22 protein-coding genes are annotated in these 18,576 nt (G+C 66.3%); 3 read left to right on the top strand and 19 right to left on the bottom strand.

Annotation, left to right across the window (positions count from 1 at the left end):
* Nucleotides 1–20: 20 nt before the first annotated feature.
* The 19 genes from PVT67_RS09770 to PVT67_RS09860 all read right to left on the bottom strand — a co-directional run bounded on the left by PVT67_RS09770 (nt 21) and on the right by PVT67_RS09860 (nt 16,421).
* A complete protein-coding gene (locus tag PVT67_RS09770) occupies nt 21–1,259 on the bottom strand; it encodes an NAD(P)/FAD-dependent oxidoreductase (protein ID WP_301493298.1) in 1,239 nt (412 codons plus the stop codon).
* Nucleotides 1,256–2,488: a beta-ketoacyl-ACP synthase gene (locus tag PVT67_RS09775; RefSeq protein WP_301493300.1), complete on the bottom strand. Its 1,233-nt coding sequence runs from the start codon at nt 2,486–2,488 to the stop codon at nt 1,256–1,258. Before PVT67_RS09775 ends, PVT67_RS09770 begins: the two co-directional genes overlap by 4 nt.
* Nucleotides 2,488–3,213 (bottom strand): 3-oxoacyl-ACP reductase FabG, encoded by a 726-nt coding sequence (gene fabG, locus PVT67_RS09780; RefSeq protein ID WP_301493301.1) that lies wholly within the window; start codon nt 3,211–3,213, stop codon nt 2,488–2,490. Before fabG ends, PVT67_RS09775 begins: the two co-directional genes overlap by 1 nt.
* Complete coding sequence (locus PVT67_RS09785; RefSeq protein WP_301493302.1) at nt 3,210–3,674, bottom strand: hotdog family protein; 465 nt, start codon at nt 3,672–3,674, stop codon at nt 3,210–3,212. Before PVT67_RS09785 ends, fabG begins: the two co-directional genes overlap by 4 nt.
* Entirely contained in the window at nt 3,658–4,836 is a 1,179-nt protein-coding gene (locus tag PVT67_RS09790; RefSeq protein WP_301493303.1) for a beta-ketoacyl-[acyl-carrier-protein] synthase family protein, read from the bottom strand. The genes PVT67_RS09785 and PVT67_RS09790 overlap by 17 nt, the downstream gene beginning before the upstream one ends.
* Complete coding sequence (locus PVT67_RS09795) at nt 4,829–5,371, bottom strand: DUF3261 domain-containing protein (RefSeq protein WP_301493304.1); 543 nt, start codon at nt 5,369–5,371, stop codon at nt 4,829–4,831. The genes PVT67_RS09790 and PVT67_RS09795 overlap by 8 nt, the downstream gene beginning before the upstream one ends.
* A complete protein-coding gene (locus PVT67_RS09800) occupies nt 5,368–7,485 on the bottom strand; it encodes an MMPL family transporter (protein WP_301493305.1) in 2,118 nt (705 codons plus the stop codon). The genes PVT67_RS09795 and PVT67_RS09800 overlap by 4 nt, the downstream gene beginning before the upstream one ends.
* Nucleotides 7,482–7,967, bottom strand: a complete 486-nt coding sequence (locus PVT67_RS09805; RefSeq protein WP_301493306.1) for an outer membrane lipoprotein carrier protein LolA — start codon at nt 7,965–7,967, stop codon at nt 7,482–7,484. The genes PVT67_RS09800 and PVT67_RS09805 overlap by 4 nt, the downstream gene beginning before the upstream one ends.
* Nucleotides 7,955–8,374: an acyl-CoA thioesterase gene (locus PVT67_RS09810; RefSeq protein ID WP_301493307.1), complete on the bottom strand. Its 420-nt coding sequence runs from the start codon at nt 8,372–8,374 to the stop codon at nt 7,955–7,957. The genes PVT67_RS09805 and PVT67_RS09810 overlap by 13 nt, the downstream gene beginning before the upstream one ends.
* Nucleotides 8,361–9,887 (bottom strand): HAL/PAL/TAL family ammonia-lyase, encoded by a 1,527-nt coding sequence (locus tag PVT67_RS09815; RefSeq protein ID WP_301493308.1) that lies wholly within the window; start codon nt 9,885–9,887, stop codon nt 8,361–8,363. Before PVT67_RS09815 ends, PVT67_RS09810 begins: the two co-directional genes overlap by 14 nt.
* Complete coding sequence (locus PVT67_RS09820) at nt 9,884–11,566, bottom strand: glycosyltransferase family 2 protein (protein WP_301493309.1); 1,683 nt, start codon at nt 11,564–11,566, stop codon at nt 9,884–9,886. Before PVT67_RS09820 ends, PVT67_RS09815 begins: the two co-directional genes overlap by 4 nt.
* Nucleotides 11,563–11,916 (bottom strand): ApeI family dehydratase, encoded by a 354-nt coding sequence (locus PVT67_RS09825; protein ID WP_301493310.1) that lies wholly within the window; start codon nt 11,914–11,916, stop codon nt 11,563–11,565. Before PVT67_RS09825 ends, PVT67_RS09820 begins: the two co-directional genes overlap by 4 nt.
* Nucleotides 11,891–13,228 carry an AMP-binding protein gene (locus PVT67_RS09830; protein WP_301493311.1) on the bottom strand — a complete coding sequence of 446 codons (1,338 nt, stop codon included), beginning with the start codon at nt 13,226–13,228 and terminating at the stop codon, nt 11,891–11,893. Before PVT67_RS09830 ends, PVT67_RS09825 begins: the two co-directional genes overlap by 26 nt.
* Nucleotides 13,204–13,731 (bottom strand): COG4648 family protein, encoded by a 528-nt coding sequence (locus PVT67_RS09835; protein ID WP_301493312.1) that lies wholly within the window; start codon nt 13,729–13,731, stop codon nt 13,204–13,206. Before PVT67_RS09835 ends, PVT67_RS09830 begins: the two co-directional genes overlap by 25 nt.
* Nucleotides 13,728–13,976, bottom strand: coding sequence for an acyl carrier protein (locus PVT67_RS09840; protein WP_301493313.1), 249 nt, complete (start codon nt 13,974–13,976; stop codon nt 13,728–13,730). The genes PVT67_RS09835 and PVT67_RS09840 overlap by 4 nt, the downstream gene beginning before the upstream one ends.
* Complete coding sequence (locus PVT67_RS09845) at nt 13,973–14,236, bottom strand: phosphopantetheine-binding protein (RefSeq protein WP_301493314.1); 264 nt, start codon at nt 14,234–14,236, stop codon at nt 13,973–13,975. Before PVT67_RS09845 ends, PVT67_RS09840 begins: the two co-directional genes overlap by 4 nt.
* Entirely contained in the window at nt 14,181–15,008 is an 828-nt protein-coding gene (locus PVT67_RS09850) for a lysophospholipid acyltransferase family protein (RefSeq protein ID WP_301493315.1), read from the bottom strand. The genes PVT67_RS09845 and PVT67_RS09850 overlap by 56 nt, the downstream gene beginning before the upstream one ends.
* On the bottom strand, nt 14,993–15,697 hold the full coding sequence (locus PVT67_RS09855; protein WP_301493316.1) for a beta-ketoacyl synthase chain length factor: 705 nt from the start codon (nt 15,695–15,697) through the stop codon (nt 14,993–14,995). Before PVT67_RS09855 ends, PVT67_RS09850 begins: the two co-directional genes overlap by 16 nt.
* A 160-nt stretch (nt 15,698–15,857) precedes the next feature.
* Complete coding sequence (locus PVT67_RS09860; protein ID WP_301493317.1) at nt 15,858–16,421, bottom strand: 4'-phosphopantetheinyl transferase family protein; 564 nt, start codon at nt 16,419–16,421, stop codon at nt 15,858–15,860.
* Between the two features lie 68 nt (nt 16,422–16,489).
* Between PVT67_RS09860 and folM the strand changes: the two genes are divergently transcribed.
* From folM to PVT67_RS09875, 3 genes are all read left to right on the top strand, one after another.
* Nucleotides 16,490–17,185 (top strand): dihydromonapterin reductase, encoded by a 696-nt coding sequence (gene folM, locus PVT67_RS09865; RefSeq protein WP_301493318.1) that lies wholly within the window; start codon nt 16,490–16,492, stop codon nt 17,183–17,185.
* 11 nt (nt 17,186–17,196) lie between these two features.
* A complete protein-coding gene (gene folE / locus PVT67_RS09870; RefSeq protein ID WP_301493320.1) occupies nt 17,197–17,748 on the top strand; it encodes a GTP cyclohydrolase I FolE in 552 nt (183 codons plus the stop codon).
* A gap of 288 nt (nt 17,749–18,036) precedes the next feature.
* Nucleotides 18,037–18,573 (top strand): glutathione peroxidase, encoded by a 537-nt coding sequence (locus tag PVT67_RS09875; protein WP_301493322.1) that lies wholly within the window; start codon nt 18,037–18,039, stop codon nt 18,571–18,573.
* Nucleotides 18,574–18,576 lie beyond the last annotated feature (3 nt).

The following is an 18,576-nucleotide window of genomic DNA, read 5'->3' on the forward strand; positions in this document are numbered from 1 at the left end:
TATGGCGCCTTTGCCAAGGGCTAGCCGGGGCGGCAGATCTCCGCCAGGGCCCGCAGGCGGCGCCGCGACTCGGCCACGAAGGGGTTACCCTTGTCCCAGACATAGCCGGCCAGTATGGAGCAGACCATCTGTTTCACCTGGGGCTGGGGCTCGGGGTAGAAGATGACGTCCTGGAAGCTGCCTTCATACCAGCCTTCCACATAGGTGCGAAAAACATCGACCCCGGCCTGCAGCGGCGCGGCGAAATCCGCCTGCCAGTCCACCGTTTCGCCCTTGAACTGGCGCACCAGGGTTTGAGCGGCGAGGCTTGCCGACTTGAAGGCGATGGTGACGCCGGAGGAGAACACTGGATCCAGGAACTCACCGGCGTTGCCGAGCAGCGCAAAACCAGGGCCACAGAGGCGGCTGACCTTGGCCGAATAGCCCTTGAGGCAGTTGACCGGCTGCTCGAACGAGGCCTGGGCCAGCACCTTGGCCAGGCCCGGCTCCTCGAAGGTCAGGGCTTTGAGCAAGGCTTCATTGTCCTGCTCGGCCCGCCCTTCAAAGTAGGCCTGGCTGGCCACCACCCCCAGGGAGCTGGTGCCGTCGCTGAAGGGAATGAGCCAGTACCAGACGTCCTTGTGCTCAGGGTGAACGCTGATGAGGATCTTGTCGCGATCGAAACCTTCGCTGGCGTTGTCCACCACATGGGTAAAGACGCCCTGGCGGGGCTCGAAGCCGGAGGGGATCTCCAGATCCAGCAGCCTCGGCAGCACCCGGCCGAAGCCGGAGGCGTCCAGCACGAAATCCGCTTCCAACTGGTAAGGCTCGCCGTCCTCGCCCCTGGCCCAGATCCGGGCCGGGCTCACAGAGAGGTCCACTTCCTCGATACTCTGGCCGAAGCGGATATCCACCCCCTGCTTCAGGGCCTCGTCGGCCAGCAGCTTGTCGAACTGGGCCCTTTTCACCTGGAAGGTGGTACCGGGGCCTGGGCTGAATTTGTCGCGAAAATCAAAATCCACATAGCGGCCCTGGTGGCCGAAGGCGGCCCCTTCCTTGTACTGGAAACCGGCCTGGTTGACGGCCTTCAGCAGCCCCGCCTCGGCCAAAAAGGCCATGGACTGGGGCAGCAGGCTCTCGCCGATGGAAAAGCGCGGGAACCGGGCTTTTTCCAGCACCCGCACGCCTATCCCTGCCCTGTGCAGCAAGGTGGCGGCCAGCACCCCGGCCGGGCCTGCCCCTATCACCAGCACCTGCACCCTTTCTTTCACGACAGTCATGGTGAGTCCTTGAAACGCTTGAAGACAAGGGAGGTATTGATGCCGCCGAAGGCGAAGTTGTTGCTCATCCAGCAGTCCAGCGCCAAGGCCCGGCCCTGGCCCTGGATGTAGTCCAGCTCGCCGCAGCGCGGATCGGGCACGTCCAGATTCAGGGTGGGAGCGAACCAGTTGTCGTGCATCATCTCGATGCCGAGCCAGGCCTCCAAGGCGCCGCAGGCACCCAATGTATGGCCGAAATAGCCCTTAAGGGAGCTGATCGGGGTGGCGGCGCCGAAGACCCGGCTCGTGGCCTGGCTCTCGGCGATGTCCCCCTGCTCGGTGGCGGTGCCGTGGGCGCTGACGTACTGGACTGCCTGGGGTGCCAAGTCGGCGTCCTTAAGGGCCAGGCGCATGGCCACTTCCATGGTCTCGGAGGTGGGGGACGTGACGTGGGCGCCGTCACAGTTGCTGCCGAAGCCGACGATCTCGGCGAGGATGTTGGCGCCCCTGGCCTTGGCGTGCTCCAGGGATTCCAGCACCAGGGTGCCGGCCCCCTCCCCTATCACCAGGCCGTCGCGGCCGGCGTCGAAGGGCCTGGGGGTGAGCCCCGGCTCGCCGTTGCGGGTGGAGGTGGCGTAGAGGGTGTCGAACACCGCCGCTTCCGTGGGGCAGAGCTCTTCGGCGCCACCGGCCACCATCAGCTCCTGCTTGCCGTACTTGATGGCTTCATAGGCATAGCCGATGGCCTGGGAGCCGGAGGTGCAGGCGCTGGAGGTGGGGATCACCCTACCCTTCAAGCCGAAGAAGAGGCTGACGTTGACGCAGGTGGTGTGCCCCATCATCTGGATGTAGCTGGTGGCGGTGATCTTGGAGCTGTCGTTGCGCTCCAGCATGGCGGCAAAGGCGGTGATGGGGGCCGTGGAGCCGATGGAAGAGCCGTAGGCGATGCCGGTGCGGCCGTCGTTCAGGCATTCATGGCCAAGCAGCCCGGCCCGTTCCAGGGCAAGCTCGGTGGCGCGGGTGGCCATCAGGCTGACCCGGCCGTGGGAGCGCACCTGCTTGCGGGAATAATGGCTCGGCCGCTCGAAGGCCACGGGCCCGGCCAGGCGGGTGTTCATGCCCTCAAAAGCCTGCCAGCCGTCCATCGCCACTATGCCGCTTTTGCCCTGCTCCATGGCCGCCTTGACGGTTGGCCAGTCCTGGCCGAGGGAGCTGATACCGGCCATACCTGTGACCACGACGCGGCGCATCAGCAAAGCCCCCCGTTCACGGCCAGCACCTGGCGGGTAATGTAGCCGGCCTTGTCGGAGCAGAGGAAGGCGACGGCGTCCGCCACTTCCTGGGCCAGGCCCGCCCGGCGCAAAGGAATGAGCTCCTTGATGTGCTCGGCCGCCTCCAGGTTGTCGGTCATGTCGGACTGGATAAGGCCGGGGGCCACGCAGTTGACGGTGATTTTGCGCTTGGCCAGCTCCAACGCCAGGGCCTTGGTGGCCCCTATGATGCCGGCCTTGGAGGCCGAATAGTTGACCTGGCCGCGGTTGCCGATAAGTCCGGACACCGAGGCCAGGGTAACGATGCGCCCGCCCTTGCGACCCTGGACCATGGGCATCACCACCGGCTTGAGCACGTTGTAAAAGCCGTCCAGGTTGGTGTGGATGACGCTGTCCCAGTCCTCGTCGGTCAGGGCCGGGAAGGCGCCGTCACGGGTGATGCCGGCGTTGACCACCACACCGTAGTAGGGACCATGGGCTTCGATGTCCGCTTCCAGGGCCGTCTTGGCCGCCGTCCTGTCGCTGACGTCGAAAGGCAGCAGCCGGGCCTTACCGCCCGCCGCCTCTATCTGGGTGCGGACCTGTTCGGCCTCTTCGTGCCGGCTGCGGTAATGGATGACGATACCGAAGCCCTCGCTGGCCAAGGTAGTGGCGATGGCGGCGCCGATGCCGCGGCTGGCGCCTGACACCAGGACTTGTCTCATGCTTGCTCTCCTGCCAGGTAGGCCTTTGCATCCCTGGGTTGAAATACGGTCAATTGGGCACGCTGGGCACCCTGGCTGGCTGTCACTGTGCAGCTGAAGACGCTGAGGCCGTCTTCCTGGCTAAGGGCCTGGCGCACTTCCACCACCAGCGCCTCGCCGAAGCCGAAGTAAGGCACCTCTGACTCCAGGCGGCGGGTACCCAGCAGAAAGCCCGGCTTGATGGGCTCGCCGGCTTTTTCGGCCTGGATGCCGGCAAAGACGGCGATGCTCTGGGCCATGTATTCGATGCCCACCCACATGGGCACGCCGCGCTCGTCGGCAAAGGGGCTGCCGGGGTGGATGTGCACCTCGCAGCGGGCGCTCTCCTCGTCCGCCGCCAGCACCCTGTCCAGCAGCAGCATGGGCGCCCTGTGGGCCACGTAGTGTTCGGGGGGGCCGAAGCTATTAATTTCTTGTGTCATTTGCCAAAACCACACTGACATTGCTGCCGCCGAAGGCATAGGAGTTGGACATCAGGTAGCGCACCGGCTGCCTGTCGCCAAGGGCGGCGTAATTGAGTTCGGGAAGGGCCGGATCTTGGGGCCCGCGCCACAGCTGGGGCGGCAACCGGCCCTCTGGGTCGGTCAGGGCCAGGTAGCCGAAGGCCGCCTCCAGGGCGCCGGCGGCCCCCAGGGCATGGCCGACCTGGGCCTTGCTGGTGCTGACCTTGGTGGCTGCGCCGAAACAGCGGGCCATGAGCCCCGCCTCCATCTCGTCGTTCTTGGGGGTGCCGGTGCCGTGGAGATTGACGTAGCCGATGTCCCCATACTGGATACCGGCCTGGGCCAGGGCCTGGTCCATGGCGAGCCTGGCGCCCTTGCCCTCTGGCTCGGGGGCTGAGATATGGTAGCCGTCTGAGGACTCCCCCACCCCGGCCAGGCGCACCTCACCCTTTTTCTTTGACAGCAGGAACACCGCCGCCCCTTCGCCGATGCTGATCCCCTGGCGCCCTTCGCCGAAGGGGGTGCAGGGGCCTGGTGCCACGGACTCGAGGGCTTTGAAGCCGTTCAGGGTCAGGCGGCAGAGGCTGTCCACCCCGCCCACCAGCACGGCGTCGGCGAGCCCCGCCTTTATGAGGCGCTGGCCGCTGGCAAAGGCCTTGCCGGAGGAAGAACAGGCGGTGGAGATGCTGTAGGCCGGCCCCTTGATGCCAAGGTAGTCGGCGGCAAAGCGGGCCACTGAGCCCAATGCCTGGCGCTCGTAGTCAAAATCCGCGGGCAGGGCTCCCTCGCGCTGCCAGTGGGCCAGGGCCGCCTCGCCCTTGTCCATGCCGGCGGTGGAAGAGCCCAGTACAACGGCGATACGCTCCGCACCATAGGCCGCCAGGGCTTCGTCCAGCTGCGGCCGGATCTGCTCCATGGCCAGGCGCAACATGCGGTTGTTGCGGCAATCCTGCTGTTCGAAGTCGGCCGGCAAGGGCGGCAAGTCCGCCGTCACGGCGCCGACCCAGGCGGTCCTGCCCAGCAGCAGGTCGTTCCTTGCCACCAGGCCGCTTTGCCCTGTGAAGAGGGCCTCGGCGTTGGCCTCGAGGCCAAGGCCAAAGGGGCTGACCAGGCCGGGGGCCGAGAGATAGAGATCAGCCATAGGTCACCTCGAAGCCGTAGCCCAGGGCCAGTTGCTCAAAGCGGAAGCCCTGGGGGTTGTAATGAATGCGGATCAGGAGCTTACCCTTCATGGACAACGTCCTTACGCCTTGTTTTTCTTCCAGTTCAAGCCCGGTGCCCTCAAGACTCTTGGCCAGGGCCGCCTTGGGCATCAGTGCCAGCAGCAGATCCGACAGCAGTTGGCCGGGCTTGGCGCTGGCCGGCACCAGGGGCGAGCGCTTTTCGGTGAGCTGGCGTCCGTCGTAGCCCACCTGGAAGAGGAAGTTGCCGAAGCCGGACAGCGCCACCAGTCCCACCTGGCCTGGGGCCAGTTGCAGCTCTCCCACCAGTTGCCACCTGTCCTTGCCGTGCCAGGCCACCACCTGCTGCTGGCGCACCGAGGCGGCTTGTACCCAGCCAAGGCTCGGCAGCGTCCATTCCACGTCCTTGGCCAGCACGGCTCTGGGGGCCTTGGCCACCGGCAGGCTCTGGCAGGCGCAAAGCAGCAGGGTGAGCAGCAGTAAACAGCGCTTCATGACTTGCCCGCCCACAGCAGGCTGGTCCACCAGCCGGTGAAGAGGCCCACAGTCACCACGGCGCCAAAGCCAACCAGCACAGGGGTGGAGGAGGCGATCAGCAGGCCGAAGGCCAGCAGGGAAGACAGGGCCGATAAAAGCGTGGCCAGCAGGCTGTGGTGGCCCTTGGGATCGCCGGCAAAGAAGAGGCCGTAGTCCAGACTCAGGCCCAGCACCAGTACCAGGGCCAGGGCGTGGACCAGGTTGAAGGCCTGGCCCAGCATGGCCGGAGCCATGGCAGCAGCCAGCACGGCGGCGCCGGCGCTGGCCAGCACAGGGCCGGCCTTTTTCCCCTGCAGCCACCACAGCAGCGGCGCCAGGGCCAGGAAGGCCAGCCCCAGCAGCTTGAGGATCTGGTCGCGGTAATGGCTGAAGAGCCTGCTGGCTTCCAAGGCCGGGCTGATGAGGCGCTGGTCGCCAAGGGCCGCCTGCCCTGCCGGGGTCAGGCCCCGTAACACCATGACGGTGGCGGGCTTAGTGCCCTCCAGCAGCAACTGGCGGCGGGCGTCAAAAGCCGGCAAGGCGCCGGGCAACAGGTAAGCATCCAAGGCCGGGGCCTGGCCCAGGGCGCCGCCCAGTTGAGCGTCCAGCTGCTGCCAGAGCCCCGCCAGGCGCTGATGGTCCGCCTGCTGGCGTGCCTTGGACGGCACGGCCTGGCTCAGCGCCAGGTAGCCGGCCAGCTGCCCCTTGGCTTCCAAAGCCTCAAGCCTGGGGGCCAGGGCCTCTTCTTTTTGCAGCAATTCCTGCACGTCCTTACCCTGCAACAGCAGGTACTGGCCGCCAGGCAAGACGCCAAGGTAGTGGCCGAGGCGGGCCTCGACGGCACTCAGCGCCGGATCCTTGGGCTGCCACTGGCGGATGTCGTCGTCAAAGGAGAGGCGGCTGACACCCAGGGCCAACCAGGCCAGCAGCAACAGGGCCAGGGCCCAGGCCGCCTTTGTACGACGGGGCTCAAGGCGGGCCATCAGCCTGGCGGGCCAGGTTCGTACCGGCACAGCCGGGGCCTTGGCCACAAAGCGCACATAGCCATAGGCCACCAGCAGGCCGCCGATGGCCGTCACCCCCAGTTGGGCCAGGCCAGGAAAGGGCGACAGGCTCAGCACCCCGTAGGCGGCCAGGCTGGAGAGCAGCCCCAGCAGCAGCGGCTTGTGGATGGCGCTGCCGTCAGGCCCCGCCGCCAGGCGGTGGAAACCGTAGTCGGCGCAGATGCCGATGACGCTGGCGCCCATCACCAGGGCCAGCCAATGGGCGCCGGGGAAGCACCACCAGAGGGCGGTAAGGGCGCCAAGGCCGGAGGCCAGCAGCAGGCCGCCCATGTAACCAAGGGCCCGCCAGCCGCCGAAGCCCCACCAGATAAGGGCCAATACCCCCAGGGCCGCCAAGGTGCCGAAGCGGCTCACCTCAACCTGGGCCTGGCGGGCGCCGGCGGCGGCGTAGAGCACAGTGCCTGTGGCCTTGACCGCCTGGGGCTGGGCCCCCAGCCACTGCTTAACCGCCGCCTGCACCTGGCCGTCATAGGCAGAACCCTTGAGGGTGACGGAGAGCACCAGGGCGTAATCATCACCTTGGCGCCAGAGGGGCCAGCCGCCGACCAGGTGCAGCTGGCTGCCCCTGGGGCGCTGCTGTTCGAGGAAATGGCTGAAGCTGAGCAGCGGGTCCAGGCGCAGGCTGCTCGGCATGGGGCCGAACCAGAGGGCCTGGGCCCGCGCCAGCAGGCTTTGGTCTGGCAGGGCGCGGTCGCTGTCTGCCAGCAACTGGCCACGGTAGCGGCCAAGGGCCTTGAAGGCGTCGCTGTCGCCACCCTGCCAGCCGGCCACGAAGGAGGCGGCGTCCAGGGACTTGCCGAGCTTTCGGCCCAGGGCCACCAGCTGGCCGGGATTTTGGCCTTCGGCCAGCAGCCAGAGCTGGCGGTCGAAGCGCTGGCGCAGGGCCTTGAAGCTGGCCCGCTCGCCGGCCGGAGCACCTTGGAAGCCGTCCGGCAGGAGATCTGCGAGCTGCGAAGAGGGATGTACCCCCAGCAGCAGCCTCAGTGCCAGCAGCGCCGTCAGGGCGATGAGCAGCAACCAGGCTCTCACCGGCACTGCCCCGGGCTCAGGCTAATAAGGGTCTCACCGCCCGGCTCGATAAGGCGCACTTCCCGGGCCGGCCGGCCTTGCACCTGCATCTCGGTGACGGCCTTGGCAAGGGTCGGATCCTTGGGCTTGAGGGTCAGCTTCTCGCCGTCCTGGCTCAGCTCAAAGTCCTGGGCCAGGGACGAGGTGTCACCGCTGACCACGGCCGCCAAGAGCCGGCCGAGGCTGGCCACCAACGGATTGTCCATGGAAGCCAGGCGGCTCTCTCCCTGGCCCGGCAGGGCCTGGTAGAGGCCGTCCTTGCGCACCGACAGGGTGCTGGGGAAGGGGCTGTCGGTAACCCAGTCGAGGCCACCTGGGCCGGCGCTGTAATGGCCGCGGCTTTCCAGGGGCTTGGACAGGCCCTGCAAGGTCTTTTGCTGGCTGAACTCGCCGCAGGGCTGGGCCAGGCTGGCCGCCAGGGCCAGGGTGCTCAGTAGGGCCATGGCTCCCCCAGCTTGTCGAAGAGCACCTTGGGGGAAACGAACTGCATCTCGCCGCCCTCCAACGTCACCGCCACCTGGACGCTCTGGCCTTTAGTCAGGACAGTGCCGCTCTCCTTGCAGCGCACCACATAGCTCAGCTTGAGGCGGTTCTCGAACTCCTCCAGGGCGGCGCTGACCAGCAGCTTCTGGCCGAAGACGGCCGATTTGACGTACTTGACCTTCAAATCGACGATGGGCCAGACGTAGCCGGAGGCCTGCATCTGCGGGTAGTTGTAGTCGATGCTGTCCAGCAGCGCGCAGCGGGCCCGCTCGAAGTACTTGAGGTAGTTGCCGTGCCAGGTGACGTTCATGGGGTCCAGATCGTAGAAGGGGACCTCCACTTCCACTTCGGCTTCACGCCTCGTCATAAAGCCTCCAGGGTTGGGTCTTGAGGGCCGCCAGCAGTTGGCGCAGCTCGGCTTCCAGGGGCCTGTCCTCTGTCAGTGGCGGACAGGCGGCGTGCAAGGTGGCCACGAAGTCGGCCAGCTCGCCGGTCAGGGGCACGGCTTCCTGCTGCTGGCGCAGCCAGACCCCCTGGCAGGCCGCCAGCAAGGTGGCGATGGCCACCTGCTCGGCCAGTTCCAGCACCCGCAGGCAGTCCCTGGCCGCTATGGTGCCCATGCTGACCTTGTCCTGGTTGTGGCATTCGGTGGAGCGGGAGAAGACGGAGGCCGGCATGCAGTGCTTGAGGGCTTCCGCCGTCCAGGCAGAGGCGCCGATCTGCACCGCCTTGAAACCGTGGCTGATGGCCTGGCGGGGGCCGCTGGCACCGGTCAGGTTGGACGGCAGGCCGTTGTTGAACTTGGTGTCCACCAGGGCCGCCAGCTGGCGGTCGGCAAGGTCGGCCAGGTTGGCCACCTGGGTCTTCAGGGTGTCCATGGCCATGGCGATATGGCCGCCGTAGAAGTGGCCGCCGTGCAGCACCTGCTCGTTCTCGGCGTCGATGATGGGATTGTCGTTGGCGCTGTTGAGCTCGGTCTCGATAAGGCCGCGCAGCCAGGGCAGCGCGTCTTCAAGGGCCCCTATCACGTGTGGGGCACAGCGCAGGGAGTAGCGGTCCTGCAGCCTGTCGTGGGCGCCCTGGCCCTGGTAGTTCAGATCGCCGCGCAGCCTTTTCGCCACCCTGGCCTGGCCGGGGTGGGGCTTGACGGCGAAGAGCTGCTCGTCGAAGTGATAGGCGTTGCCCTTCATGGCCAGGCTCACCAGGGCGGTGATGCGGGTGCAGAGGGCCGACAAATATTGGGCGCGGCCGAAGGCCTGGCAGGCCAGGGCCGTCATCACGGCGGTGCCGTTCATGATGGCCAGGCCTTCCTTGGGCTTGAGGGTCAGCGGCGCCAGGCCCTTCTCGGCCAGCACCTGGGCCATGTCCCGCACCTGGCCATGCTGGTAGACCTGGCGCTCGCCCACCAGGGCCGCCGCCACGTAGGAAAGGGGCGTCAGATCCCCTGAGGCCCCCACTGAGCCCTCGGCGGGAATGAGGGGCACCAGATCTTCGGCCAGCAGCCATTGCAGCCTTTCCAGCAGTTCCCAGCTGACCCCGGAATGGCCCTGGCTCAGGGAGGCCAGGCGCGCCGCCAGTATGGCCCTGCCCTCTTCCAGGTCGAAATGGCGGCCGAGGCCGCAGCCGTGGAAGCGGGTCAGGTTTAAGGGCAGCGCCTCCACCAGTTCCTTGGGGATGCCGACGGTGACCGAATCGCCGTAGCCGGTGGTGACGCCGTAGATGGCGCCCTCTTCCTTCCAGAGCCTTTCTAAAAAGGCGGCGCCCTTGTCGATGAGGGCCTTGAAGTCGGGCTCGATGCTAAGAGCCGCCTTTTGCCGGCCGGTCGCCAGGGCGTTGATGTCCTCGATACAGAGCGGCCCTTGGCCGAAGATGACTGTCATTGGGATTTATCCTGCGGGCGCCCCTCGTCGGCACGCCAGAAATCGAAGAAGTTGAACCATTGGAGCGGCGCCTTGCGGCAGTACCAGGCGAGACGCCGGCTGTATTGGCCGGCCAGTTGGCCGAGCTGCTGGGCGCGCTGCTTGCGGGGCAGCTTGATCCCGTCCAGGGCGAAGGGCTCCAGGTAGAGGCGGTGGCCGCGCCCCTCGCGCAGGCAGAACAGCAGGTAGACGGGGCATTCCAGCACGTGGGCCAGCACCCAGGGGCCTATGGGCAAAGGCGCCGGGGCCCCCTGGAAAGGCACAGCCACCGTATGGCCGGCCTTGGACGCCGAAGTCCTGTCCCCCACCATCACCACCAGTTCACCGGCGTCGATGCGCTGGCGCAGCAGCATGGCGGTGTCCGGGCCCAGCTCTGTCACCTGCAGCATGTTGAGCCGGGCGCCGGGGTTGATTTCGGCCAGCAGGCTGTTGAACTTGGCGGCGTTCTCGGTCAGCACCAGCACCGTCATGGGGGTGTCGGACAGGGCCCGGCACAGCTCGAGGTTGCCGAGGTGGGCACCGATCAAGAGGGCACCGCGCCCGGATTGCTTGATCTGGTTGAGCCAGCCTTGGCCCGGGAAGCTGAGATCCCGGCCGACCTGGATGTCGCCGGCCCAGGCGGCCAGCTTGTCGAGGATGGCCTCGCCGAAGGCCAAATGGTGGCGAAAACCGTCCCAGAGGCTGGGGTACCGGGGCAGCTCGGGGGTGGGGCCGTTGGCGAGATAAAAGCGGCGCAGGTAGTCCATGGAATGGCGCCGGCTCTGGCCGAACAGGAAGAAATAGCCCATCACCGGGTAGAGCAGGCAGCGAAAGCCAGGGCGGCCGAAGAGGCGGTAGGCCTGCCAGAGGCACTTCATGCCGAGGCGGCTGCCCCGCTCTTCGGCGCTGGCCCAGTGCCTGGCCTTTTCCAGGCGCCGGCCCAGCAGCTTCGGCAGCCGCCACAGCATGCCGAGCACCAGCTTGGTGTGCATCTTGGAGATGAGCCAGTTGTCCCTCAGGCCCTGGAAATGGGAGGCGCCGTCCTCGGGGTAGATCACCTTGGTCTGGAGCTGGCGGATGGGCACCCCGGCCCAGTCCAGGCGCACCATCACCTCGATGTCGAAATCCATGCGCTTGCCGAGCCGGGCGCTGTCCAGCAAGGCCACGGTCTCGGCCAGGGGGTAGACCCGAAAGCCGCACATGGCGTCCTGGATGTGAAAGCCCAGGGTCTCCACCCAGACCCAGAAGTGAGTCAGGTAGCGGCCGTAGAGCCGGCCCTTGGGCACTGAGCCGTCGTATTGGGGGCGGCCGGCGATAAGGGCCTGGGGTTCGGCCTCGGCGGCGGCCAGGAAGCGCGGCACGTCGTCCAGGGCGTGCTGGCCGTCGGCGTCCACCTGCAGGCCGTGGCTGAAGCCCGCCTCATAGGCCGCCCTGAGGCCGGTCATGACGGCGCCGCCCTTGCCCTGGTTCTGGGCGTGGCGCACCAGGCGCACCTGGGGGTGGCTGGCCGACAGCGCGTCGAGGATGGCGGCGTGCTCGGGGCTGGAGCCGTCATCCACCAGGAAAAGCGGCAGCCCGAAGGCCAGCAGCGCCGGCACTGTGCGGGCCGCCAGGGGGCCGTGGTTGTAGACGGGCACCACCAGGCAGGGGTTGAAGCTCATGGGCCCTCCTCGGCCAGCAGAACCCGGCCCGAGCCGTGGCAGCCGTGCTCTGAGTCGTACTGGAAGTGCAGCTTGCCCTTGTCCTGGTGGTATTCCAGGGTCAGAGTCAGGGGCAGGCCAGGGGTGATGAGGCGCTGGAACTTGATGGCCTCCAGGCGCTGGCTGGCAAGGGCCAACCCGAAATGGGCGGCCCCCAGGCGGATGGCCCAGTCCAGCTGCGCCACCCCCGGCACTATGGGCGCGCCGGGGAAATGGCCCTGGAAAACGGTCAGGCCGGGGTCCATGTCCAGCACCAGTTCGAGGCGCTGGGCCTGCTGCCGGCGTTCAAGGATCTTGGGTAGCAATGACATCTCGCTGTTCTTCAAAGAGGGCCAGCAGGGCCCCGTGTTCAATCTTGCCCTGGCTGCTGACGGGAAAGGCGGCCAGGGTCCGCCAGCGGCGCGGCAGCACCACGGGCTCGAAGTGGGCCAGCAGCGCCTGGCGCAGGCCAAGGCCGAGGGCGCGGCGGCCTTGAGCGGCCAGTTGCGCCTCGCCGGCCTCGGTCAGCACCAACACGGCCCCCAATTGCTGGCGGCGGCCGGGCAGCAGCAGGCAACGGGCCTTGTCCACCCAGGGGTGGCGGCACAGCGCCGCCTCCATGGCGTCCAGGGACAGGCGTTTCTGCTCCAGCTTGACGATGCGGTCACGCCGGCCCAGCAGTTGCAGCCGGCCGTCCGCCAGCAGCTCGGCCCTGTCGCCCATGGCCTGGGGGCCACCGGCAACTTTGGAGTCCACCCAGAGGCCGCCTTCTTCGTCGAGGCGGCAATGGACGCCGGCAAAAGGGGTCCAGGCCCCCTGCCCCTCTTGCCGCCGCCAGGCGACGCCGCCGGTCTCGGTGCTGCCCAGCACTTCGATGGGCAACTGGCCAAGCTCGGCCTGGACCAGGGCGGCGCCGGCGCGGCTCAGGAGGCCGCCGGAGGAAAAGACTTGCCCGAGCTTGCCGGCAAGACAGCCCAGCAGCCCCTTGGGCAGGCGTTCCAGTTGGGCCGGGCTCGACACCAGGTGCAAGGGCCCGTCGAGCGTCTCGGCGGCGCCGGCCAGCTGTTCCGGATAGGCAAAGAAGGTGCGGTTGACGATGGCCCCGCTCATAACCGGCCAGAGCAGCCTAAACAGCAGGCCATAGATATGCTGGTGACTAACGGTGGAAAGCTGCTCGCCTTCCAGGGGCCCGAAGCTCTGCTCCAGCACCTTGAGTTCGGTCAGCAGCTGGGCGGCGGTCTTGGCCACCTGCTTGGGCTGGCCTGTGCTGCCGGAGGTAAAAAGGACCAAATCGCCGACACTGACCGACTGAGGTTCGCCTTTGAAGCCCAGGGGGTCCAGCACAGGCCCCTCAAAGCCGGCAAGGCTTCGGCTGATCAGGCCCTTGGCGTCGATGGCCTTCAAGGTCTCGCTCTGGCCGTTGGCCGGCAGCACGGGCACGGCGCCTGCTTGCCAACAGGCCAGCAGCCCGGCCAGGAAGGCGGCCGGGTCGGCGTCGAAGAGCACCCAGCGATCCCCAGAGTTCAGCCTTGTCGCCAGGCCGGCGGCATGGGCCAGCAGCGCCTGGCCCGTCATGGCGGGGGCGCTGAACAAGGGGCTGTCCTGGGCCAGGCGGGCCCTTAGGCGCTGGATCGTATCATCCATTGTCGGTAACACCATTCACCGCCAAGCAGCAGTCCGATAAGGCCATAGCTGATGGCCCCGTTGTAAAGGGCCCAGGTCCCTTGGCTGGCATAGAGCGCTGTCCAGAGGGCGACGCCGCCGTTGGCGACGAAAAAGCCGCACCAGATCCAAGTCACCTTGCGGGTATAGGCCACGCCCTCTGGCGGCAGCTCCGGCTCCTTGAGCCTGGCCAGCCGCTCTATGGCAGAAGGCCCCTGGTAGAGGCTCCAGCCGAAGCTGGCCAGCAGCCCCAGATTGACCCAGACCGGGTAGAGCTTGATGCCAAGGGCGCTGTTGCCGATGGCCGAGGCGCCGAGGGCCAGCACCGCCATGGGCAGCCAGAGCCGCTCGGCACCGCTGGCGCTTTTCCAGCGCAAGGCCACCAGGGCCAACAGCCCCAGGGCCAGTTGCCAGGGCGCCAGCCATTTCAGGCCCAGCAGCACCGCGACCGGGTAGAGCAGCCACAGGAGGGCGCTGGGTCTCAAGCGGCGGCCACCAGGCTCAGCACGGCGTCTACCACGTCTTGTACGGTGCGCACGGCCTTGAACTGCTCGGGCTGGATCTTCTTGCCGGTCAGATCCTGGAGCTTGACCACCAGGTCGACGGCGTCGATGGAGTCGAGATCCAGGTCGCTGTAGAGGTGGGCGTCGGGGGTGACATTGCTGGCCTCCACCTCGAAGTCTTCCACCAGAATGGTCTTGAGTTCGGCAAAAACCTGGTCGCGCGTCATGCCACGGCCTCCTGTGAACGGATGAAGTCGGCCAGCGCCCGGACGCTGGCGAAATGGGATTTGGTGTCGGCGGCGTTGGCGTCGATCTTCACCTGGAAGCGCTTCTGGATGGCCAGGCCCAGCTCCAGGGCGTCGATGGAATCCAGGCCCAGGCCGTCGCCGAACAGGGGCGCGGTGGTGTCGATATCATCGGCCGTGACGTCTTCAAGCTCCAAGGCATTGATGATCAGCGCTTTCAGCTCGTTTTCCAGATTGGTCATCTGTGTGTTTTTCCTTGTTGAGCACCCTGGCCAGCTGCCGGGTCATCTCCCGGGCGGACAGGGCGGTACTGGGGTCGTTGCCGGCAAAATCGGTGGGCGCCAGGGGCCGCCCCGCTTCTGCCTGCAGCAAGAAGGGCCGCTCCGGTACCCGGTACCAAGGGTTTTGCTTGGTCAGGGTGCGGGGTTCGACCGTCAAATGCACCGGCAACAGGGGGTAGCCGGTGCGCAGCGCCAGCTGGGCGGCGCCGCGGGTAAGGGGATTGAGGTTGACATCCGGCTCGGTGCGGGTGCCTTCGGGAAAGATGATCAGCGAATAACCCTGGTCGAGGCTGGCCTTGGCGGCCTGGATCAAGTCCTCCCCCTGGTGGGCGTTGCTGATGTAGCAGGTGGCCCTGACCACGCCGCGCATGAAGGGGTTCTTCCAGATGCCGGCCTTGACCACGCAATCGGCCTTGGGCATGGCGGCGATCAGCAGCACCACGTCCAGCAGCGAGGGATGGTTGGCCACCACCACGGCGGCCTGGGCGTTGAGGCTGTCGCCGCCCTTGACCTCGTAACGGCAGATCCCCAGCCACTGCAGGGTATCGAGGAAGAAGCGGAAACTGCGGCTGACCACGCTCCTGGCGATACGCTTGCGCACAACCTCATCCGGGTAGCGCCAGTTGAGATAGGGGAAGACGGTCAGGCTCAGGCAGACACCGCCGATGCCGAACAGGGAAAAGGCCAAACCGGTGGCCAGCACCCGCCAGGCCTTGTTCAGGCTCTTGCCCATTGCCACCTCCTGCCGGCCAGCCGCAGCTCGCCGCTTTCATCCGTCGCCAACAAGGCCGCCAGCTGCATGGCCAGGGGCCAGGCCGGGCAGTCATCCTGGCAGGATGCGCCCCCATCCAGGCTGAACTGCTCCCCTTTTGCCAGGCGCAGGGCCAGGGCGTGGTCGCACTGGCGGTTGGCCATGGCGCCCTCGTAGAGGACAGGCACGGCCTGGTCGGCCACCACCAGCACCACTTCCTCGACACCGCTGCCGAGGAGGCCGCAGGCCTCCACCAGCCCCAGCACCAGGCTGTCGTCGCCGGCCACCACCACAGTGCTGGGGGCCTGGTCGCCACGAAGGATGTTCAGGAGGCCGGCGGCGGCGTTATGCACCGACAGGCTGAAGGCGGTGGGGGAAAGGGGCTCTTCAATGCCGAGATCGCCCAGCAGCTGCACTGTGCGGTGCAGCTCGCCGTGGCGGGTGGCAAAGACGGTCGGCAGGCTGTCCTCGCCCAGTACCTGATGGGCGCAGGCGAGCTGGATGCGGGTCAGGGCTGAAAGGCGGCGACGCTGGCCGGCCGGCACCCAGGACAGATCCACAGGCTTTTCCTCGGCCAGTTCACCGGATCGCCGCCAGTGGCGCCACTCGTCGGCGTTGGCCAAGCCCGGGGCCCAAGCGGACCATGCCTTGACGGCAAAGCGCAAGCTCATGGCCAACACCTCGCCTGGGGCGCCGTGGCTATTGTGAGAGGGAAATAAAAGGCTGCGTCCATGTGGTATCGAAAATCGTCTCTTCCCTGGCCTGGAAAGCGCTCAGGCCGGGCCATGCCGCCCATCCCGGGCAGGGCAAAACAGGGGTTAAAATGGCCGGCTAGTGTAACAGATATTCAGCCTTCATTAACATGGGGTTTTGCCACCTAGGCCGCATTTTACCTGTACAGACAATGGCCAAAGGTAAAGGAGATCGCAGGCGGTAGAGCTGCAGTTGGCCGAGGCTCTGATGGCGCAGCTCCCCCCTGCCCCATTGCAGCTCCCCTGGCAGCAGTTCGGCCCCCCAGGCCTTGACGGCCGCCTCATAGGCGCACCAGTTGCCGTAAAAGCCTTCTTCAGGCCAGCCCAGCAGGGCCGCCATCTCCCCCAATGGACGCTTGGCCTTGGGCTGCTCAATGTCGATACCGACGGGCGCCAGGGCCACGGCCGCGGCCAGCCAGGGGCCGCTGTGACTGAGGCTGACGAAGGCTTCAGGATGGCTGGGGGCGCCATCGTCCAGCCGGACTATGTCTTGCGGTGAAACCTTGCGGCCAAGCAGCCGGCCCATCAGCCAGGCCGCCAAGAGCCTGGCCCCCTGGCGCTGCTGCTGGCGCAGCGAAAGGCCGGGGTCCAACAGCCCTTCGAGGTCGGCCAGGCGGCAGCGGCTCCACAAAATCGACGGCAAAGGTGATCCTTAATGGCCAAGCAGGTACTATGACTGCCCAGTTTGACCCTAACCGTTGAGAAAGCCAAATGACGGCCAATCCCGTGCTTATCACCGGCGCCGCCCAGCGCGTCGGCCTGCACCTGGTGCGTCGCTTTCTGGAAGCCGGCCAGCCTGTGATCCTGACCTACAGGCGCCACCGGGAAGTGATAGACCCATTGACCGCCCAGGGCGTCCGCTGCATACAGGCGGATTTTGCCACCGACGACGGCGTCTTGGCACTGGCCAAGGCCCTCGCAGGCCAGCCGCTGGCCGCCATCATCCACAACGCCTCCAGTTGGGAGCAGGAAGGGGGCCTGGATGACGCCGCCCGGCACTTCGACGCCATGATGCAGATCCATGCCAAGGCCCCTTACCTGCTGAACCGCCACCTGGCGCCCCAGCTCGAAGATGGCGGTAGCATCATCCATGTCACGGACTACACCGTAGAAAAGGGCAGCGACAAACACATCGCCTATGTAGCCTCCAAGGCGGCCCTGGCCAACCTCACCCTCTCCTTCGCCAAGCTGCTTGGCCCCAGGATCAGGGTGAACGCCATAGCCCCCAGCCTCATCATCTTCAATGAAGAGGACGACGAGGCCTACAAGGCCAAGACACTGGCCAAGTCAGTGATGGGCATAGAGCCCGGGTGCGAGGAGATCTGGCTCGCCGTACACTACCTGCTGACCAGCCGTTACGTTACCGGCCGCACCATCCACGTGGATGGCGGCCGCCATATCCGCTAAGAGAGCAACTGATGACCGAACAACTGGCCAACCACTTTGAAGCCATCATCCGCGGCCTGGGGGAAGATCCGACCCGCGAAGGCCTGGTGAAGACACCGGAGCGCGCCGCCAAGGCCATGCAGTACCTGACCAAGGGCTACAACGAGTCCTTGGACGAGCTGGTCAACGGCGCCGTCTTCAGCTCCGACAACGACGAGATGGTGATCGTCAAGGACGTGGAGCTCTACTCCCTCTGCGAACACCATCTGCTGCCCTTCGTCGGCAAGTGCCATGTGGGCTACCTGCCTAACGGCAAGGTGCTGGGCCTGTCCAAGTTCGCCCGCATCATCGACATGTTCGCCCGCCGCCTGCAGATCCAGGAAAACCTCACCCGTCAGATCGCCCTGGCCGTGCAGGAAGTCACGGGTGCCAGGGGCGTTGGCGTCGTCATCGAAGCCAAGCACATGTGCATGCAGATGCGCGGCGTCGAGAAGCAGCACAGCGTGATGAAGTCGAGCGTGATGCTGGGCGCCTTCCGGGAGCACGCCCAGACGCGCCAGGAATTCTTAAACCTGATCCGCTGAAAAAGACCCGGCCTGACGCCGGGTTTTTTGTGTCCCCGTCGCCAGGAACCTGTTGGTCAAAGTGCGACCAGCAAAGGAGGCGGCCCTGACTTCAGGCCCTGGCCGCCCAGCCCCGCAACTTATCCACAGCTTTGCCCCCAGTTTTTGTTGATAGTAATAAACGGCTGTTTGTAAAACGGAAAATCACCGGGACATTGCAGGTATGGGGAAGATGGTGAAACATGGAAAGCGCCTGATCTGTCGCACCCTTGGCGCCGTACGACAATCAAACCCCAAAGGAGCACCACCATGTTCAAATCCCTGTTGCCCGCACTGTTGCTGGCCGCGCTGCCGGCCCTGGCCGACGACTGCCCTTCCACCCTCAAGTTCTTGAAGCGCAAGCTCAATTCCGAAGAGACCGTCAACCTCTGCCAGGCCTACAAGGGTAAGACGCTGCTGATCGTCAACACGGCCAGCTACTGCGGCTTCACGCCCCAGTTCCACGGCCTTGAGGCCCTCTACAGCCAGTACAAGGACCAGGGCCTGGTGGTGCTGGGTTTCCCCTCTGACGACTTCTACCAGGAGGCGGACGACGAGAAGACCACGGCCGACATCTGCTTCACCAAGTACCAGGTCAAGTTCCCCATGTTCGAAAAGCTCCACGTGCGCGGTGACGACGCCGATCCCCTCTACCGCATCCTGGCCCGCCAGGCCGGCGGCGACGCTCCCAAGTGGAACTTCTACAAGTACCTGGTGGGCAAGGACGGCAAGGTGATAGAGCTGTTCTCCAGCCGCACCACACCGGACAGCGAAGCGCTGCACAAAGCCATAGAAGCAGCGCTTTAAGCC

This window comes from Gallaecimonas kandeliae (genome assembly GCF_030450055.1).
Lineage (GTDB): Bacteria > Pseudomonadota > Gammaproteobacteria > Enterobacterales > Gallaecimonadaceae > Gallaecimonas > Gallaecimonas kandeliae.

Excerpts from the sequence above, each read along its gene's own strand:
- fabG (WP_301493301.1), bottom strand. The coding sequence starts at position 3,213 with ATGAGACAAGTCCTGGTGTCAGGCGCCAGCCGCGGCATCGGCGCCGCC.
- PVT67_RS09820 (WP_301493309.1), bottom strand. The coding sequence starts at position 11,566 with ATGAGCTTCAACCCCTGCCTGGTGGTGCCCGTCTACAACCACGGCCCC.
- PVT67_RS09850 (WP_301493315.1), bottom strand. The coding sequence starts at position 15,008 with ATGGGCAAGAGCCTGAACAAGGCCTGGCGGGTGCTGGCCACCGGTTTG.
- PVT67_RS09840 (WP_301493313.1), bottom strand. The coding sequence starts at position 13,976 with ATGACGCGCGACCAGGTTTTTGCCGAACTCAAGACCATTCTGGTGGAA.
- PVT67_RS09795 (WP_301493304.1), bottom strand. The coding sequence starts at position 5,371 with ATGAAGCGCTGTTTACTGCTGCTCACCCTGCTGCTTTGCGCCTGCCAG.
- PVT67_RS09810 (WP_301493307.1), bottom strand. The coding sequence starts at position 8,374 with ATGACGAGGCGTGAAGCCGAAGTGGAAGTGGAGGTCCCCTTCTACGAT.
- PVT67_RS09775 (WP_301493300.1), bottom strand. The coding sequence starts at position 2,488 with ATGCGCCGCGTCGTGGTCACAGGTATGGCCGGTATCAGCTCCCTCGGC.
- PVT67_RS09815 (WP_301493308.1), bottom strand. The coding sequence starts at position 9,887 with ATGACAGTCATCTTCGGCCAAGGGCCGCTCTGTATCGAGGACATCAAC.
- PVT67_RS09825 (WP_301493310.1), bottom strand. The coding sequence starts at position 11,916 with ATGTCATTGCTACCCAAGATCCTTGAACGCCGGCAGCAGGCCCAGCGC.
- folM (WP_301493318.1), top strand. The coding sequence starts at position 16,490 with ATGACGGCCAATCCCGTGCTTATCACCGGCGCCGCCCAGCGCGTCGGC.
- folE (WP_301493320.1), top strand. The coding sequence starts at position 17,197 with ATGACCGAACAACTGGCCAACCACTTTGAAGCCATCATCCGCGGCCTG.
- PVT67_RS09845 (WP_301493314.1), bottom strand. The coding sequence starts at position 14,236 with ATGACCAATCTGGAAAACGAGCTGAAAGCGCTGATCATCAATGCCTTG.
- PVT67_RS09770 (WP_301493298.1), bottom strand. The coding sequence starts at position 1,259 with ATGACTGTCGTGAAAGAAAGGGTGCAGGTGCTGGTGATAGGGGCAGGC.
- PVT67_RS09805 (WP_301493306.1), bottom strand. The coding sequence starts at position 7,967 with ATGGCCCTACTGAGCACCCTGGCCCTGGCGGCCAGCCTGGCCCAGCCC.
- PVT67_RS09790 (WP_301493303.1), bottom strand. The coding sequence starts at position 4,836 with ATGGCTGATCTCTATCTCTCGGCCCCCGGCCTGGTCAGCCCCTTTGGC.
- PVT67_RS09830 (WP_301493311.1), bottom strand. The coding sequence starts at position 13,228 with ATGGATGATACGATCCAGCGCCTAAGGGCCCGCCTGGCCCAGGACAGC.
- PVT67_RS09875 (WP_301493322.1), top strand. The coding sequence starts at position 18,037 with ATGTTCAAATCCCTGTTGCCCGCACTGTTGCTGGCCGCGCTGCCGGCC.
- PVT67_RS09785 (WP_301493302.1), bottom strand. The coding sequence starts at position 3,674 with ATGACACAAGAAATTAATAGCTTCGGCCCCCCCGAACACTACGTGGCC.
- PVT67_RS09855 (WP_301493316.1), bottom strand. The coding sequence starts at position 15,697 with ATGAGCTTGCGCTTTGCCGTCAAGGCATGGTCCGCTTGGGCCCCGGGC.